The organism is Citrobacter sp. Cb023 (assembly GCF_030336805.1).
In the GTDB taxonomy this organism is placed as follows: domain Bacteria; phylum Pseudomonadota; class Gammaproteobacteria; order Enterobacterales; family Enterobacteriaceae; genus Citrobacter; species Citrobacter braakii.
Window position 1 is genome coordinate 135,055 of sequence record NZ_JAOWCV010000039.1, and the last position, 16,556, is coordinate 151,610.

18 protein-coding genes and 1 tRNA gene are annotated in these 16,556 nt (G+C 49.8%); 6 read left to right on the top strand and 13 right to left on the bottom strand.

What is annotated here, in order from left to right; genetic code table 11:
• Positions 1 to 3 precede the first annotated feature (3 nt).
• From OGW44_RS20370 to uvrY, 4 genes are all read right to left on the bottom strand, one after another.
• A tRNA-Gly gene (locus OGW44_RS20370) sits at positions 4 to 79 on the bottom strand.
• A gap of 151 nt (positions 80 to 230) precedes the next feature.
• On the bottom strand, positions 231 to 779 hold the full coding sequence (gene pgsA, locus OGW44_RS20375; RefSeq protein WP_016153472.1) for a CDP-diacylglycerol--glycerol-3-phosphate 3-phosphatidyltransferase: 549 nt from the start codon (positions 777 to 779) through the stop codon (positions 231 to 233).
• Between the two features lie 55 nt (positions 780 to 834).
• Positions 835 to 2,667: an excinuclease ABC subunit UvrC gene (uvrC, locus tag OGW44_RS20380; RefSeq protein WP_046274973.1), complete on the bottom strand. Its 1,833-nt coding sequence runs from the start codon at positions 2,665 to 2,667 to the stop codon at positions 835 to 837.
• Positions 2,664 to 3,320, bottom strand: a complete 657-nt coding sequence (uvrY, locus tag OGW44_RS20385; RefSeq protein WP_006684079.1) for a UvrY/SirA/GacA family response regulator transcription factor — start codon at positions 3,318 to 3,320, stop codon at positions 2,664 to 2,666. The genes uvrC and uvrY overlap by 4 nt, the downstream gene beginning before the upstream one ends.
• Positions 3,321 to 3,615: 295 nt before the next feature.
• Between uvrY and OGW44_RS25855 the strand changes: the two genes are divergently transcribed.
• Complete coding sequence (locus OGW44_RS25855) at positions 3,616 to 3,759, top strand: hypothetical protein (RefSeq protein ID WP_422651153.1); 144 nt, start codon at positions 3,616 to 3,618, stop codon at positions 3,757 to 3,759.
• A 19-nt stretch (positions 3,760 to 3,778) separates the two neighbouring features.
• On the top strand, positions 3,779 to 4,003 hold the full coding sequence (locus OGW44_RS20390) for a DUF2594 family protein (protein ID WP_016153474.1): 225 nt from the start codon (positions 3,779 to 3,781) through the stop codon (positions 4,001 to 4,003).
• A 66-nt stretch (positions 4,004 to 4,069) separates the two neighbouring features.
• On the opposite strand, the gene sdiA is transcribed toward OGW44_RS20390, so the two are convergent.
• From sdiA to OGW44_RS20435, 9 genes are all read right to left on the bottom strand, one after another.
• Positions 4,070 to 4,792, bottom strand: coding sequence for a quorum-sensing transcriptional regulator SdiA (gene sdiA / locus OGW44_RS20395; protein WP_016156833.1), 723 nt, complete (start codon positions 4,790 to 4,792; stop codon positions 4,070 to 4,072).
• Positions 4,793 to 5,023: 231 nt separating this feature from the next.
• Positions 5,024 to 5,776, bottom strand: coding sequence for an L-cystine ABC transporter ATP-binding protein TcyN (gene tcyN, locus OGW44_RS20400; RefSeq protein WP_003030477.1), 753 nt, complete (start codon positions 5,774 to 5,776; stop codon positions 5,024 to 5,026).
• A complete protein-coding gene (gene tcyL, locus OGW44_RS20405; RefSeq protein ID WP_003030474.1) occupies positions 5,773 to 6,441 on the bottom strand; it encodes a cystine ABC transporter permease in 669 nt (222 codons plus the stop codon). Before tcyL ends, tcyN begins: the two co-directional genes overlap by 4 nt.
• Positions 6,442 to 6,462: 21 nt before the next feature.
• Entirely contained in the window at positions 6,463 to 7,449 is a 987-nt protein-coding gene (gene dcyD, locus OGW44_RS20410; protein WP_185654808.1) for a D-cysteine desulfhydrase, read from the bottom strand.
• A 106-nt stretch (positions 7,450 to 7,555) separates the two neighbouring features.
• The gene (gene tcyJ, locus OGW44_RS20415) at positions 7,556 to 8,356 is read right to left on the bottom strand and encodes a cystine ABC transporter substrate-binding protein (RefSeq protein WP_016156835.1); all 801 of its coding nucleotides are present in this window, start codon (positions 8,354 to 8,356) and stop codon (positions 7,556 to 7,558) included.
• Positions 8,357 to 8,456: 100 nt separating this feature from the next.
• Entirely contained in the window at positions 8,457 to 9,008 is a 552-nt protein-coding gene (fliZ, locus tag OGW44_RS20420; RefSeq protein WP_016153478.1) for a flagella biosynthesis regulatory protein FliZ, read from the bottom strand.
• A gap of 57 nt (positions 9,009 to 9,065) precedes the next feature.
• On the bottom strand, positions 9,066 to 9,785 hold the full coding sequence (fliA, locus tag OGW44_RS20425; protein ID WP_016153479.1) for an RNA polymerase sigma factor FliA: 720 nt from the start codon (positions 9,783 to 9,785) through the stop codon (positions 9,066 to 9,068).
• A 196-nt stretch (positions 9,786 to 9,981) separates the two neighbouring features.
• Positions 9,982 to 11,184 carry a flagellin lysine-N-methylase gene (gene fliB / locus OGW44_RS20430; protein ID WP_185654809.1) on the bottom strand — a complete coding sequence of 401 codons (1,203 nt, stop codon included), beginning with the start codon at positions 11,182 to 11,184 and terminating at the stop codon, positions 9,982 to 9,984.
• A gap of 79 nt (positions 11,185 to 11,263) precedes the next feature.
• Positions 11,264 to 12,532, bottom strand: a complete 1,269-nt coding sequence (locus OGW44_RS20435; protein WP_185654810.1) for a FliC/FljB family flagellin — start codon at positions 12,530 to 12,532, stop codon at positions 11,264 to 11,266.
• 255 nt (positions 12,533 to 12,787) lie between these two features.
• Between OGW44_RS20435 and fliD the strand changes: the two genes are divergently transcribed.
• The 4 genes from fliD to amyA all read left to right on the top strand — a co-directional run bounded on the left by fliD (position 12,788) and on the right by amyA (position 16,538).
• Positions 12,788 to 14,188, top strand: coding sequence for a flagellar filament capping protein FliD (fliD, locus tag OGW44_RS20440; RefSeq protein WP_103928336.1), 1,401 nt, complete (start codon positions 12,788 to 12,790; stop codon positions 14,186 to 14,188).
• A 15-nt stretch (positions 14,189 to 14,203) separates the two neighbouring features.
• Positions 14,204 to 14,611: a flagellar export chaperone FliS gene (gene fliS / locus OGW44_RS20445; RefSeq protein WP_046669996.1), complete on the top strand. Its 408-nt coding sequence runs from the start codon at positions 14,204 to 14,206 to the stop codon at positions 14,609 to 14,611.
• The gene (fliT, locus tag OGW44_RS20450) at positions 14,611 to 14,982 is read left to right on the top strand and encodes a flagella biosynthesis regulatory protein FliT (RefSeq protein ID WP_003030458.1); all 372 of its coding nucleotides are present in this window, start codon (positions 14,611 to 14,613) and stop codon (positions 14,980 to 14,982) included. Before fliS ends, fliT begins: the two co-directional genes overlap by 1 nt.
• A 68-nt stretch (positions 14,983 to 15,050) precedes the next feature.
• Positions 15,051 to 16,538 carry an alpha-amylase gene (gene amyA / locus OGW44_RS20455; RefSeq protein WP_142417420.1) on the top strand — a complete coding sequence of 496 codons (1,488 nt, stop codon included), beginning with the start codon at positions 15,051 to 15,053 and terminating at the stop codon, positions 16,536 to 16,538.
• Positions 16,539 to 16,556: the final 18 nt, after the last annotated feature.

Genomic DNA, 16,556 nt, shown 5'->3' on the forward strand with positions numbered 1-16,556 from the left:
ATTTGGAGCGGGAAACGAGACTCGAACTCGCGACCCCGACCTTGGCAAGGTCGTGCTCTACCAACTGAGCTATTCCCGCATCACCAAGTAACTTTGTTAATCACTTGATTTTGTTATCGTCTGGCAATCAGTGCTGCCGTTCGATGCGTTGCATTCTACTTACCTGACGCAATGAGTCAACGATATTTTTCACCACTGACGATCGTTTGCTGAAATTTGCGCCGAAACGATCACTGTTCAAGCAAATCTCCCCACGCAGCGCTCAAATACTGGAACATTGACCACAACGTCAGTATCGCGGCGACGAAGAAAAGTGCGATCCCGGCGTACTCTACCCAAATATTTGGACGCCACAGCAGCCATGCGAGCGCGGCCATTTGCGAAGTGGTTTTCACTTTGCCGATCCAGGACACCGCCACACTGCTACGTTTACCCAGTTCAGCCATCCACTCACGCAGCGCAGAGATAATAATTTCACGCGCGATCATCGTGGCGGCAGGAAGCGTTACCCACCAGCTGTGATAGTGCTCGGTCACCAGCACCATCGCGATAGCCACCAGTACCTTATCAGCCACCGGATCGAGGAAGGCGCCAAAACGCGTGCTTTGGTTCCAGCGACGCGCCAGATAGCCGTCAAACCAGTCGGTGACCGCCGCAATACAGAATATCAGCGCACAAACGAAGGGAGCCCAGGTGAATGGCAGATAAAAAGCCAATACAAAGAATGGGATCAGGATGACGCGAAACAGCGTGAGCAACGTAGGGATATTAAATTGCATATGACGGATAACTATCTGTTGTCAGTAAAATTACCCCTATGTTGCTACAGAGGGCCTAATGTTTCAACGAGTAGAAGATCTTTTCTGCCAGAGCTTGCGAAATACCCGGCACTTTTGCAATTTCTTCAATACTCGCGTTACGAAGACCTTGCAAACCGCCCATATATTTCAACAACATCTGCCGACGCTTCGGCCCGACACCTTCAATAGTCTCCAGCGTGCTGGTACTTTTCACCTTCGCCCGTTTTTTACGGTGCCCGCTAATCGCATGATCGTGAGATTCATCGCGGATATGCTGGATAACGTGCAATGCAGGCGAATCCGGCGGTAGGCTAAAGCCCTCACCTTCCGGCTCAAAGAACAGCGTTTCCAGACCAGCTTTACGATCGGCCCCTTTTGCCACGCCCAACAAAAGCGGGTGCTGTTTGTCCCAGGGCACGTCCAGTTCAGCAAACACGGCTTTCGCCTGCCCCAGTTGACCTTTCCCGCCATCGATCAATATGACGTCCGGAATCTTACTTTCTTCAATTGCCTTACCGTAGCGCCGGCGGAGAACCTGATTCATTGCCGCATAATCATCACCCGGCGTAATACCCGTGATGTTATAGCGGCGATACTCGGCGCGCAGTGGTCCATTGGCATCGAATACCACGCAGGAGGCTACCGTCTGCTCGCCCATCGTGTGGCTGATATCAAAGCACTCCATGCGTTTCACTGCGGGTAACTTGAGTACTGATGCCAGCGCCGTCAGGCGTTGAGTAATGGTCGACTGCTGGGAAAGTTTTGTGGTTAACGCCACCGCCGCGTTGGTACGCGCCAGCTTCAGATACCGCGCGCGATCGCCTCGCGGTTTCGTCTGAACGTTGATCTTCCGCCCGGCCAGCTCAGACAAAGAGTCTGCCAGCAGGGTTTTATCGCTAAGATTAAAATCGAGCAGGATCTCACCGGGTAAGGTGCGCATCTGACTTCCCTGCAGATAAAACTGTCCGACAAAGGTTTCAACGACCTCGCCGAGTTCTGTTCCACCTGGGACTTTCGGGAAATAGCTACGACTGCCTAACACTTTACCCTGGCGAATAAACAGCACGTGCACACACGCCATGCCGGCGTCAAACGCCACGCCGATGACGTCCAGATCGTCTCCGGTATTAGAGACAAACTGTTTTTCGGTCACGCGGCGTACGGCCTGAATTTGGTCACGAATGCGGGCAGCCTCTTCAAACTCGAGATTTTGGCTGGCCTTTTCCATCCGGGCGATCAGCTGCGTTAATACCTGATCGTCTTTCCCGGACAGGAACAGACGAACGTAATCAACCTGCTGCGCATACTCTTCCTCACTCACAAGGCCCGCCACACACGGACCGAGGCAGCGGCCAATCTGATATTGCAGACAGGGCCGTGAGCGATTGCGATAAACACTATTTTCGCACTGACGAATAGGGAAGATTTTCTGCAGCAACGCCAGCGTTTCGCGTACGGCGTAGCCGTTAGGAAACGGTCCAAAGTACTCGCCTTTGGCATGCCTGGCCCCGCGATGCATTGCCAGGCGAGGATGGGTATCGCCGCTGAGGAAAATAAAAGGATAGGATTTATCGTCGCGCAGCAAAACGTTATAACGCGGCTGATACAGCTTGATGTAGTTGTGCTCAAGCAATAACGCCTCGGTTTCGGTGTGCGTTACCGTGACATCAATCTGCTGTATTTGCGCGACCAGTGCTTCGGTCTTACGCGATGCGAGGTTGCTACGGAAGTAGCTGGAAAGCCTTTTTTTCAGGTCTTTCGCTTTCCCGACGTAGATGACCGTCCCGGCGTCATCATACATACGATAAACGCCGGGCTGACTGGTCACGGTTTTCAGGAACGCTTTGGCATCAAACTGATCGGTCACTGGCTTGTTAATGTCTCCGCATTACACAGGCCATGGCGAATTGCCAGGTGAGTCAGCTCAACATCGCCGTGAATGTTTAATTTACTGAACATTCGATAGCGATAGCTGTTCACCGTTTTAGGACTAAGATTCAGTTGCTCTGAGATCTCATTGACCTTCTGACCTTTGGTGATCATCAGCATAATCTGCAACTCACGTTCAGACAAACTGGCAAACGGGGTTTCCGTTTTCTCAGGCTCAATCTGGCTAAGCGCCATCTGCTGAGCGATATCGGAGGCAATATAACGTTGGCCAGAATAAACCGAACGAATCGCACTCACGACCTCCTGGGGCGCAGCCCCCTTACTGAGATAGCCCGCGGCTCCCGCCTGCATGACTTTTGCAGGTAACGGGTTTTCGGTATGGACAGTCAGCATGATCACTTTAATGTCAGCCGTTGAACGCGCAATTTTACGCGTTGCCTCAAGGCCACCAATACCGGGCATATTCATGTCCATCAGCACAACGTCAACGGAATTTGAGCGGCACCATTTTACCGCATCTTCACCGCAGCACGCCTCGCCGACAACTTTAATGCCTTTTATATCTTCAAGAATGCGTCGTATCCCTGCGCGCACCAGTTCGTGGTCATCAACAAGAAAAACGTTGATCAAAGGAATATCTCCAGAATAGGGATAACGCTACCGATAGTTAATCGGTCCTATGTTAACGGGTTTTATCTCAACTTTGAAATGTAAAAATCGCCGTCTTTCGATTTTGCTCTCGTTTTTGGAAATTAGAAGGTACGACGAGTGGAAACTTTCTGTTATGGCAACCTTTTGCCACGGTTATATCTGCATAGCTGTTTCAGAATAGTGACAAAAAATTCATATTCGTCCGTTGAATGCAAAATAGGCAGCTAAAGTTGTAACAATAATTAACGAGTAAAATACTCGAAATAAACAACAGGTGGAGAAAATATATGCAGCGCAACATGTTGTTTATTTTAATGTCCGCGACTTAGGTTTGCGCAGAAAACAACCGCTGATATTTTTAGCCTCGCTTATGGTATACTCCGGCGCCTTAAGATTTGACATCGCACTTTTTCATTGAAACATAACGAGGAAAATAAATGAGTACGCCTGACTTTTCCACTGCTGAGAATAACCAGGAACTGGCCAACGAAGTCACCTGCCTGAAAGCCATGTTAACGCTGATGCTGCAGGCAATGGGCCAAGCCGATGCAGGGCGCGTGATTCTTAAAATGGAAAAACAGATCGCGCTGATTGAAGATCAATCACAGGCTGCGGTATTTTCCAGCACTGTTAAGCAAATTAAACAGGCCTACCGCCAGTAATAAGAACCCGGCTGACAGCGATGCTCTCAGCCGGGTTTGCGTCTGACACTCAGAACGATAATTTACTCAGATCAGCCCGGTTGCCGCAGCATAACAGGCGATCTGCGTTTTGTTGGGTGCATTAAATTTCTTTTGCATATTTTTCTGGTGAAAGTTAACGGTATTTTCAGAAATCGACAGAATTATCGCTATCTCTGAAGAGGTTTTCCCCTCTGCCGTCCATTTCAATATCTCTTTTTCCCGCTTGCTAAAGCGCATCTCTGGCGCCATGACCATGTCATCTTGCAGCCGCGTCAGTACCGACAAGCTTTCCCGCACCAGCAGTTGCATCCTGAGCTCTACCTCATCGTTTGCAAAGCGACTATTACGGACACTCGCACGCGATACCGATAAAAAACCCAACGCCCGATTAGGCAACATTAAGCATTGCGTCATCCCTTTACGTAAACCGTGATTGCGCGCGGCATCCCACAGGGGCTGTGCATCGCGAAATAAGGTATCGTTCCAGGGTAAATGCCCCTGACTGAAGTTTTCAGGCTTCAGCACCGGATCAATAGCGAAATAATTCTCGGACTGATAATGCGCCACCCATGCTTTAGGATAGGTCGTGTGAAGCGACGTTTTAGGTCGGGTAAAAGGTACGGGATGACGAACACAGAGCGCGTAAAAATCGAACTCTAAATGCTGCGTCTGTTGTTGTAATTCATTATAGACATCCTCTGCCGTCGCCATTTCCTGAAAGCGTAACAGCATGCTCCGTCGCCAGGTGAAGAAATCATGACCCTGCATACTAAGTGGTAATACCCCTGAGATTGATAATCATCCAAACATATGAAACAAGCTAACACATAAATGTATTTTATATATGCAAATTATCGGACAAATGAACAATTACTTGAGCATTACTCAACAACGGCAGGAAGTAACAGTATTGGGAGTTAATAATAAAGCAATAATTATAAATAGTTATGCGAACAGCACTCGCCAAAAAACAATTTCGACGAGTGCTGCATGCACTATTTATTGCATCAGAAACTTTTCAAGAAACTGACGGGTTCGCGGTTGCTGCGGATGCGTGAATAAGGATTTAGCTGGCCCCTGCTCCACTATCCGTCCTTGATCCATAAATATCGCCCGATCGGCAACGTCGCGCGCAAAGCTCATTTCATGCGTCACAATCACCATGGTGCGTTTTTCCTGCGCCAGTTGACGGATGGTATTAAGTACCTCACCAACCAGTTCAGGATCAAGCGCGGAGGTCGGTTCATCAAAAAGAATAACCTCAGGTCGCATCGCCAACGCCCGGGCAATAGCCACGCGCTGCTGCTGCCCGCCGGACAAACGCCGCGGATAGCTGGTTTCTTTACCAGCTAACCCGACTTTCGCCAGCAGTTCGCGCGCTCGGGCTGTCGCTTCGGCTTTCGGTTCGCCTTTAACAATCACCGGACCTTCAATAATGTTTTCCAGCACCGTGCGATGCGGGAACAAATTAAAGTTCTGGAACACAAAGCCCACGTGCTGGCGCAACTGACGAATCAGACCCTTCTGCTGAGTTAACGAACGCGCGGTATCAATGGTAATCTCACCCACCTTAATGGTGCCCGCCTCCGGTTGCTCCAGCAAATTAATGCTGCGCAGCAGCGTAGTTTTGCCCGAGCCGCTCGGCCCGATAATCGCCACAACTTCACCGGGTTTGACGTCAAGATCGATCCCATGCAGCACCGTTTGCCCATGGAATTTTTTGACCAGGTTTCTGACTTCGATAGCACTCATTTCGGCTCTCTCTCCTGGCGATTCAGTTGCTCTTCAAAATAGTTTTGCAGTGCAGAAAGCACCGTCGCCATCACCCAATAAATCAACGAGGCTGCCAGATACATCGTGAATACCTCCAGCGTACGCGAGGTAATCAACTGCGCCTGACGGAACAGTTCCGGTACCTGAATAGTCGCGGCCAGAGAGGTGTCCTTCACCAGGCTGATAAAGCTGTTACTCAGCGGCGGGAGCGCAACCCGCGCAGCCTGCGGCAGGATTGCCCGGCGCATGGTTTGCCACCGCGTCATACCAATACTGGCACCCGCTTCCCACTGCCCTTTGTCGATGGAGGAGATTGCCGCACGCAGCGTTTCCGCAGCGTAGGCCGCCGTATTAAGCGATAAGCCAATCATCGCCGCCGGAATAGGATCAAGCTCAATACCAAACTGCGGCAGACCGTAATAGATCATGAACAGCTGGGCAATCAACGGCGTTCCGCGAAAGATAGAGATATAAAAGCGCGCCAGCCAGCGCACAGGCAGCAGCGGCGACAGACGCATCAGCGCCAGGATAAAACCCAGCACGAGACCAAAGAACATCCCACCGATACTCAGTTGCAGCGTAAAAACTGCGCCCTTGAGCAGATACGGCAGAGAATCAATCACCAGTTGGATACTTTCATGCATTAGCGTTTTTCTACCTGGTCGTTACACGTGAGGATGGTAGGCAAACAGCGCAGGCGCCCCACCAGTATGAATAAAGAGAATTGGCCCTTCATCTTTGAAGCGCTTCTGGCTAATGCCATCAATCAGACCCGCCATCGCCTTGCCGGTATACACCGGATCCAACAAAATGCCTTCCAGGCGCGCCAGCAGTTTTACCGCCTCCATGCCCTCTTCGTTTGGCGTACCGTAGCCCGGCGCATAATAATCGTCCCATAACAGGATTTCCGCTGAGGCCGTCAGTTCCAGCTCCCGGGCAATATCCTGCTGCAGTGCAACAACTTTGGGCTTTTGATCCGCCACGCTGCGTGAGACGGTCACGCCGATAAGTTCGACGTCTGGCATCAATTGCTCCAGGCCCACGGCCAGTCCGGCGTGCGTTCCCGCACTGCCCGAGGCCACCACTACGGAAGAGAGCGCGACGGCCCCTTCACACTGTTGGGCAATTTCCAGCGCGCTTTCCACATAGCCCAGCGCACCCAGTGCATTGGAACCCCCAACCGGGATCACATACGGGCGGAACCCTTGCGCTTCAATCCGCGTCGCCAGCTCCTGCAGCTGTGCATTCGGATCGGTCAGCGCATCGCACATTTCAATCTGCGTATTAAACAGATCCAGCAGCAGACGGTTGCCATTGGTGAGATAGTTTTCGGCAGTGGTGCCTATCGGATTTTCCAACAGCGCCACGCAGTGCAGGCCAAGCTTAGCGGCGACCGCCGCCGTCTGGCGAACATGGTTAGACTGAATCGCACCCGCGGTTATCAGCGTATCCGCGCCTTCACGCAGCGCGTCTGCGGCCAGAAACTCCAGCTTACGCAGCTTATTGCCGCCCATAGCCATCGGCGTGACGTCATCGCGTTTAATGAAAATATCACGCCCGAGGTAATCTGAGAGGCGCGGAAGATATTCGAGTGGCGTTGGCGCGCCAATAAATTCCAGACGTGGAAAGCGCGTTAAATTATGCAGCGGCATACAGCCTCCGGTATTCGTTATTGTGATGTTCTTTTATTATGCACGTTCAGGCGCAATGAAATAAAAAAAGGCGCTGTTAAAGGCGCCTTTTTTCATCAGATGACGATTATTTCGTCACATCTGCTCCAAACCATTTTTCAGACAGGGCTTTCAGCGAACCGTCTTTCTGCATTTCAGCAATGGCTGCATCCACCGCTTTCAGCAGATCTTCATTGCCTTTACGCAGCGCCACGCCGGACTCCTGGCGGGAGAATGCTTCACCGGTAACGGCCAGCGTATCCTTGGTTTTTTTCACCAGATCCAGCGCGGCCAGACGGTCAACCAGGATGGCGTCGATACGACCTACGCGCAGATCCTGATATTTGGTCGGGTCATCATCATAGGTACGAATATCCACGCCCTGCACGTTCTGGCGCAGCCACTCTTCATAGTTGGTTCCCAGACCCACGCCGACTTTTTTACCTTTCAGATCGGCAGCAGTCTTAATAACGCCTTCATTGCCTTTCTTCACCAGCGCCTGGATACCAGAGACCGTATACGGGGTAGAGAAATCGTATTTTTTCTTACGATCATCAGAGATAGTCACCTGGTTGATGACCACGTCAATGCGTTTGGAATCAAGAGAAGCCAGCATACCGTCCCATTTGGTCGGCTTCAGTGTGGCTTTCACTCCGAGATGCTTGGCCAGTTCCTCGGCAAACTCCACTTCGAAACCGGTCAGCTTGCCGTCATCGCCCTGAAAACTAAACGGGGGATAGGTCCCTTCCAGGCCCACCAGCAGCGTGCCGCGCTCTTTAACTTTATTTAACAGACCTTCATCTGCATAAGTCTTCACGCTCATTCCGGCGACAAGTGCAACAGCCATTACACCCATCAGAGCCTGACGTCCCAGAAGTGCTAATTTCATAGTTACCCCGAATATTGTCATTAGTGACTATCATTTATGACTACAGTGTAAAGCGTTTGCCGTGATCCACAAACACGACTCTGTTACACCTTATTCGTTTTTAATATATATCAGAACTGGCTGTCCAGGAGGATTTCTGCATATGTCCCATATGCGTATGGGCTTTAAACTGCTCATACTTACGCAAGGCAATGCGGTAATTGTTGGTGCTGGTTTCCGGCAGCCACGGGGCAAGGTTTTCGTCGAGAAACCCTTCCTGCAGCAGATCGTGAGAGATATTTTGTTCGGTCAGATGATTCCCGAGGCGACGCAGGCGCACAACGTATTCGCGTACCGTGCCGTGACTCATTTCGGTCTGCTCGAATAAAAATTGCTTGAAGCCGATAATGTCAAAAAAGTCGCTCTGCTCTTTGCAGTGCAAATCACCACAAAAACGACACAGCGCCACCCACTCTTTTTTCTCCTGTTCCCACTCTGCTTCATTCAGCAACGTGTCCAGTCGGGCGATGGCGATTTTATTCACAATTTGCCCGCGGCGAACCAGTGTGATCCTGTCGAGCAACTTAAAGCAATGGGCGCAATGCGTCTGGCTGTGTTTGAAATCTTTGAGGTAGCGGCTTAGAGGCCGTCTTTTTGATTGCTGCACCGTCATGAGAACTCCTGGTAGTCAATTCGTAATGCGGCATTGTTCAGGGGTAATGATGTACCCCTATAGCTTACCCAGCTTGGTGCGTAGACGTTTGATGGCCTGACTGTGCAACTGGCTAACCCGTGACTCCCCCACTTCCAGTACCGCGCCAATCTCTTTCAGATTCAGCTCTTCCTGGTAGTACAGCGTTAACACCAGCTTTTCGCGTTCCGGCAACGCTTCGATCGCGTCCATCACGCGCTGGCGGAGGTTACCCTCAAGTAGCTGCTGTAACGGGTTTTCCTGCTGATGTTCTTCCGTCACCAGCTCAATACTATCGCCATGCTCTTCCCGCCACTCGTCGTAGGAGAAGAGTTGGCTATTATTGGTATCAAGCAACATCTGACGATACTCTTGCACAGGAATAGCCAGACGCTCCGCCACTTCGGTTTCCGTCGCGTTACGCCCTAATTCCTGCTCCAGTTGCCCCATCGCCTGTGCCACTTCGCGAGCATTGCGCCGAACGCTACGCGGCACCCAATCCCGGCTACGTAGTTCGTCCAGCATCGCTCCACGAATACGCTGCACTGCGTAAGTGGTAAATGCCGTTCCTTGCAAAGCGTCATATCGGTCGACTGCATTCAATAACCCGATGCCGCCCGCTTGTAGCAGGTCATCCAGTTCTACGCTCGCCGGCAAACGCACCTGAAGGCGCAATGCTTCGTGACGCACCAACGGTACATAACGCTGCCACAGCGAGTGTTTATCCATTACACCTTCAGCGGTATACAGTGAATTCACGATAAACAGCCCTGCGTTAAATGAGTTATCGGCATGATTATCCGTTTCTGCAGGGGGTTCTATCGGAGGAATAAGACTATAAAAGAAGGGTTATTTCACTTATGTAGCTGATGGCGTTATTTCGAATAAGAAATAATCAAGAATAAATCAAATAGTTAGCCTGCGAGGGATGCGTTTTCACGCATCCCCGTTAAAATTATGTCAAGAGATGAATCATCGACAGGTCATCACCTGTTCTGACGGTCTCGATGTGCTTGTGGAAGTTCTCATGCACGGTAGGATTATGCTGGCTTCGCGAATGAAAGCTATAGACGATATTGATCGCATCCTCCTTCTCCAGGTACGTTCTTTCGTAGGCACTCGCGGCGATCAACATTTTGATGAAGTAGTATTCAACACTTATCATGTATAAAGAACGTAGCGGGTCTACGTTCTTTTGATTAGGAAAGTTGTTTTCCCAAATTTTATATAAAATGAAATTTTTAAGATCGAACCCAGACTCACCCTGCTGTTCATAAACCTTCTCCCAGGTCGCCTCAAGTCTGGCAATGCCCTCATCTACGGAATAAGTATCGTCCTGAGTTAGCGTCCTCAGCAAGCACTGAATATAATAATTCAGTACGCCACTCCCTCTGCTCCCTGAATTACTGCGAAAATAGTCCTGCAGCAAAAGCACTAAGGATAATTTGATATTTCTATCCGCTGAAAAATCTGACAGCTCCTTTCTTAACTCTCCCGATTGAAGCTGAGCTAACAGTGCATGATAAACGGGTTCAATCTCTGACAACGCGGCGTTATCAACCGACTGAAATTTCTCGATAAACAGTGTTAACTTAATCAGAGAATAAAATCCGACGTTGATATCACGTCCAGCTTGATCCACAAGGCTTAAACAAAAAAGATTCAACAGCTTTTGCTGTGGTGTAAGGGCGGGTTTAACATTAGCCTGCGGTTTCACGGTACTTTTTTCATTCAATATCATCGCATTAGGATCTGTTAATACAATACCAACAACCTCAGGGCACGATAAATTTAGCGATTTTCTCACATCATTTTTATAAACACGCTCAACACGCGGGAATGTTTGACAGGTCGTACTTAGCGCCTGGGCTCCCAATGTTTTTTGTACCTGACACAGACTCTCTTCGGTCAGATAAGGACAGTTTCCAGTGCCATCGGCAAGTTTAATTACCCCCCATTGCGCAATATCTTTTTTAAGCAGAATAATATTCTCTTTGGCAATATTCTTAATGATCTCATTTTTACTGGAGACATATTTATTCACCGTTGCCTTATCCAGATGTATATTCCAGCCTTTACAGCAATGATCGCGACATTGTGTGCCGGTGCACTGAAACGTAGTCACAAAATTGGGTTCAGTAACGGTAATTTCTTGCATTCTTCAGACTCCAGTATAGAAAAAAGGCAGCTTTCGCTGCCTTTATTGTCTCTAACGACTGAGTAACCCAATCGGTGGATTAACGCAGTAAAGAGAGTACGTTTTGCGTGGTCTGGTTAGCCTGTGCCAGGACGGAAGTACCCGCCTGCTGCAGGATCTGCGCACGAGACATGTTAGACACTTCAGTTGCATAATCGGAGTCTTCGATACGGCTACGAGCAGAAGACAGGTTGTTTACAGTGTTACCCAGGTTAGTAATTGCAGATTCAAAACGGTTCTGAATAGCACCCAGGGAGCTACGGAATTGATCGACTGTTGATAAAGCATCATCAATCTTGGCCAGAGGATCTTTAGTACCCAAGGTTAAATCAACAGCTGCATCTACAGTTACAGCACCTGCATCATCGATTTTAGCGCCTTTATAAGTCACCGCTTGAGTAGTCGGATCGACATTCTGAATAGCATAAGAAATCTTACCTGCACTGTCTTTGTAACTTACTAAATGTTGATCAGCTGTCAGCGCGGCTGTATCCAGAGTTACTTCTTTACCAATTGACGCCACAGCGTTCTTCTGTGCTGGTGTTACAGTACCCGTTGCGCTATCAATCTCGACTTTACCTGTTTTTTCATCTAGCTTCGCAGCATAGAAATCAGTACCGTCTGCTGTCGCAAAATACTTACCTGTATCGTCTTTAACTAATGCCAGTGCAGTAGCCGCTGTGAAGTCAACGCCACCTGCTTTTTTATCAGAAAAGTCCCCTTTAACAAGGGTATGCGAAATTGTTGCCTTTTCACCGTTTGCAACAGATTTTGTGGTGTCGGTCACACTAAAGCCAGATAAACCAAGAGTCGTACTATCAATTTTCTTCAAATCAATTGTAATAGTTTCACCGTCTTTTGCACCAACCTGAATAGTCAACTGACCGTCCTGGTTCAGGACTTTTTTACCGTTGAAGTCAGTTTGCTCGGAAACACGGTTGATTTCTGCCAGGCGCTGATTAATTTCGTCCTGAATCGAAGTCAGGTCAGAACTAGAGTTAGAACCGTTTGCTGCCTGTACGGACAGTTCACGAACACGCTGCAGGTTGTTGTTGATTTCAGACAGCGCGCCTTCAGTGGTCTGTGCAACGGAGATACCGTCGTTGGCGTTACGGGAAGCCTGAGTCAGACCCTTGATGTTAGAAGTGAAACGGTTTGCAATCGCCTGACCAGCCGCATCGTCTTTCGCGCTGTTGATACGCAGACCAGAAGACAGACGCTCGATAGCGGAGCCCAGAGCGGACTGAGATTTGTTCAGGTTGTTTTGGGTCAACAGCGACAGGCTGTTTGTATTGATGACTTGTGCCATGATCTTTTCCTTATCAATTACAACTTGATGTTATTGGGCTGTTGCCCACGGTTTCTCACCGTAACCCATGTATCGGCACCTTAATTTCGAACTTTAGAAAATTTTTACTTTCTGTCGTTTTTTTTCTTAGCCCACGAAATACCCTCTATATGCACCACTATTCCGCGCATTATTTTGACAAAACTATCATTAAACTTTGCGCGCAGATTGCCGATAACCCGCATAACAATTGTTTGCAATCACAAGGAATCGGGCATGGCTTCATTTACATCATTAGGCGTAGGCTCAGGCTTACCACTGGACACGTTGCTAAACAACCTGACTATTGCTGAGAAAAAACGTCTAAATCCAATTACTCAGCAACAGACCGACAATACTGCCCGTCTGACGGCTTACGGTACGCTGAAGAGTGCGCTGGAAAAGTTCCAGACGGCCAATACCGCGTTAAATAAACCGGAGTTGTTCAGAAGCAGTAATGTGACGAGCAGTACTGAAGACCTGAAAGTCACCACCGAAGCAGGCGCGGCACCGGGTATTTATACCATCAGCGTCACGCAACTGGCGCAGGCACAATCGCTGAGCACCACATCGGTGGCCTCAAACAAAGAGGCTCTGGGTGATGGCTCCGCCACGCGTACCATTAAAATTGAGCAGCCGGGCCGTAAAGAGCCGCTGGAGATTAAACTCTCCCAAGATAAGACCACGCTGGATGATATCAGCAAGGCAATTAACGATACCGATAGCGGTATCTCCGCCAGTATCGTGAAGGTGAAAGACGGCGAGTTCAAACTGGTGCTGACCGCAGCCGAAGGTATGGACAGCAAGATGACCATCTCTGTTGAGGGCGACAGCAAGCTTAACGATATGCTGGCTTACGACAGCACGACCGGTACAGGAAAAATGACTGAGCTGGTTCAGGCCCAGAACTCCAAGCTCACGATGAACGGTATCGATATTGAACGTCAAAGCAACAAAGTCACCGATGCCCCGCAGGGTGTTACGCTGGAACTGACCAAAAAAGTTACCGACGCGCGCGTAACGGTGACGAAAAGCAATGAGAAAGCCACGGAAGCGATTAAAGGTTGGGTGGATGCCTATAACTCACTGATCGATACCTTTAATACGCTGACCAAATATAAAGCCGTAGATGCAGGTGCGGAAGGTCAGGACAAAGACAACGGCGCGCTGGTCGGTGACAGCGTAGTACGTACGATTCAGACAGGCATTCGTGCACAGTTTGCTAACTCCGGTGCTGAAGGTGCTTTTAAGACACTGAATGAAATCGGCATCAAACAAGATGGCAAAACCGGCAAGATGTCCATCGATGATACCAAGCTGAAAAAAGCGCTGGATGAAAACACCGCCTCTGTTCGCGAACTGCTGGCTGGCGACGGCAAAGAAACCGGCATCACCACCAAAATTGCCGCTGAAGTAAAAAGCTATCTCGCCGATGACGGCATTATCGACAATGCGCAAGACAGCATTAACGCCACGCTGAAAAAACTGACCAAACAATATCTGTCAGTTAGCGCCAGCATTGACGACATGGTTGCGCGTTATACGGCGCAGTTTACCCAGCTTGATAGCATGATGAGCAAACTGAATAACACCAGTACCTATCTGGGCCAACAATTTACAGCGATGAATAAATCCTGATAACACGAGGTAAGCATGTATACCGCGAGCGGTACCAAAGCCTATGCACAGGTCAGCGTGGAAAGCGCCGTGATGAGCGCCAGCCCACATCAGCTGATTGAAATGTTGTTTGACGGCGCGAACAGCGCCCTGGTGCGCGCTCGCCTGTTTATGCAACAGGGTGATATCGTCGCCAAAGGTGAGGCGTTAAGTAAAGCCATTAATATTATCGACAATGGCCTGAAGGCAGGACTTGATCAAGAGAATGGCGGCGAAATCGCCACCAATCTGTCTTCACTGTACGACTATATGATTCGCCGTTTACTGCAAGCTAACTTGCGTAATGATTGTCAGGCCATTGAAGAAGTCGAAGGGTTACTCGGCAACATTGCAGATGCCTGGAAACAGATCTCACCGAAAGCATCTTCCCAGGAGTCTCGTTAATGACCTCAGCCGTGGAGTTTATCAACCGTTGGCAGCGCATCGCGCTGCTCAGTCACTCACTGCTGGAACTGGCGCAGCGCGGTGAATGGGACCTTTTACTGGAACAGGAAGTTACCTATCTGCAAAGTATTGAAGTGGTCATGGAAGAGCAAACTCCACCAGGCATTACGCGAAGTATTCAGGATTTAGTGGCCGGGTACATTAAACAGACGCTGGATAACGAACAACTGCTTAAAACATTGTTGCAGCAGCGTCTGGATGAACTCAGCAATCTCATCGGTCAGTCGACGCGCCAAAAGACGCTAAATAACGCCTATGGCCGTCTTTCCGGCATGCTGTTAGTTCCCGACGCCCCCACTGCCCCACAATAATTTCCCGTCTCGTCTGAATAATCTTCCATACTCCAGAGGTCGGCCAAACGACTTCTGGAGCACGGAAGATGAAAAATCCCACGTTATTGCAGTATTTTCACTGGTATTACCCCGAGGGCGGTCAACTCTGGCCCGAACTTGCCGAACGCGCAGGTGGACTCAATGACATCGGCATCAATATGGTGTGGTTACCTCCCGCTTATAAAGGCGCTTCCGGCGGCTATTCCGTTGGCTACGACTCCTACGATCTTTTTGATCTGGGCGAATTCGACCAAAAGGGAACCGTCGCCACCAAATATGGCGATAAAAACCAGCTGCTGGCGGCGATAGACGCGCTAAAACACAATGATATTGCCGTACTGCTCGACGTGGTGGTTAACCACAAGATGGGTGCAGATGAAAAAGAGCATATTCGTGTCCAGCGGGTTAACGCCGAGGACCGCACGCAAATAGACGATGAGATCGTCGAATGCGAAGGCTGGACGCGCTACACCTTCCCTGCCCGCGCGGGCCAGTACTCGCAATTCATTTGGGACTTTAAATGCTTCAGCGGTATTGACCATATCGAAAACCCAACCGAAGACGGCATTTTTAAAATCGTGAACGACTACACCGGCGAAGGCTGGAACGATCAGGTTGATGATGAGTTGGGTAATTTTGATTATCTGATGGGCGAAAACATCGATTTTCGCAATCACGCGGTCACCGAAGAGATCAAATACTGGGCGCGTTGGGTGATGGAGCAAACCCAGTGTGACGGCTTTCGGTTAGATGCCGTGAAACATATTCCGGCATGGTTTTATAAAGAGTGGATTGAGCATGTGCAGGAAGTCGCCCCCAAGCCGCTGTTTATCGTCGCGGAATACTGGTCGCATGAAGTCGACAAGCTGCAAACCTACATTAATCAGGTGGAGGGGAAAACCATGTTATTCGACGCCCCTTTACAGATGAAATTCCACGAGGCCTCTCGTCAGGGACGCGATTACGACATGAGTCAGATTTTCACCGACACCCTGGTGGAAGCCGATCCGTTTCATGCCGTCACGCTGGTGGCCAACCACGACACTCAGCCCTTGCAGGCGCTGGAAGCCCCTGTCGAGCCATGGTTTAAGCCGCTGGCCTATGCGCTGATCCTGTTGCGCGAAAACGGCGTGCCGTCAGTGTTTTATCCTGACCTCTACGGGGCGCATTACGAAGACACCGGCGGCGATGGCGAAACCTATCCTATCGACATGCCGATCATTGAACAGCTTGATGAACTGATCCTCGCGCGCCAGCGCTTCGCGCACGGCGTACAGACGCTCTTTTTTGATCACCCTAACTGTATCGCTTTTAGCCGCAGCGGAACGGACGACGATCCCGGCTGTGTGGTTGTTCTGTCTAACGGCGATGACGGGGAAAAGACCATCAATCTCGGTGCGAATTACGGGAATAAAACCTGGCGCGACTATCTGGGAAATCGCGAAGAAAGCGTGGTCACCGATGAAAACGGTGAAGCGACGTTTTATTGTAACGGCGGTAGCGTCAGCGTGTGGGTGATTGAAGACGTGTTATAAAGCTCAACCCCGGTGGCC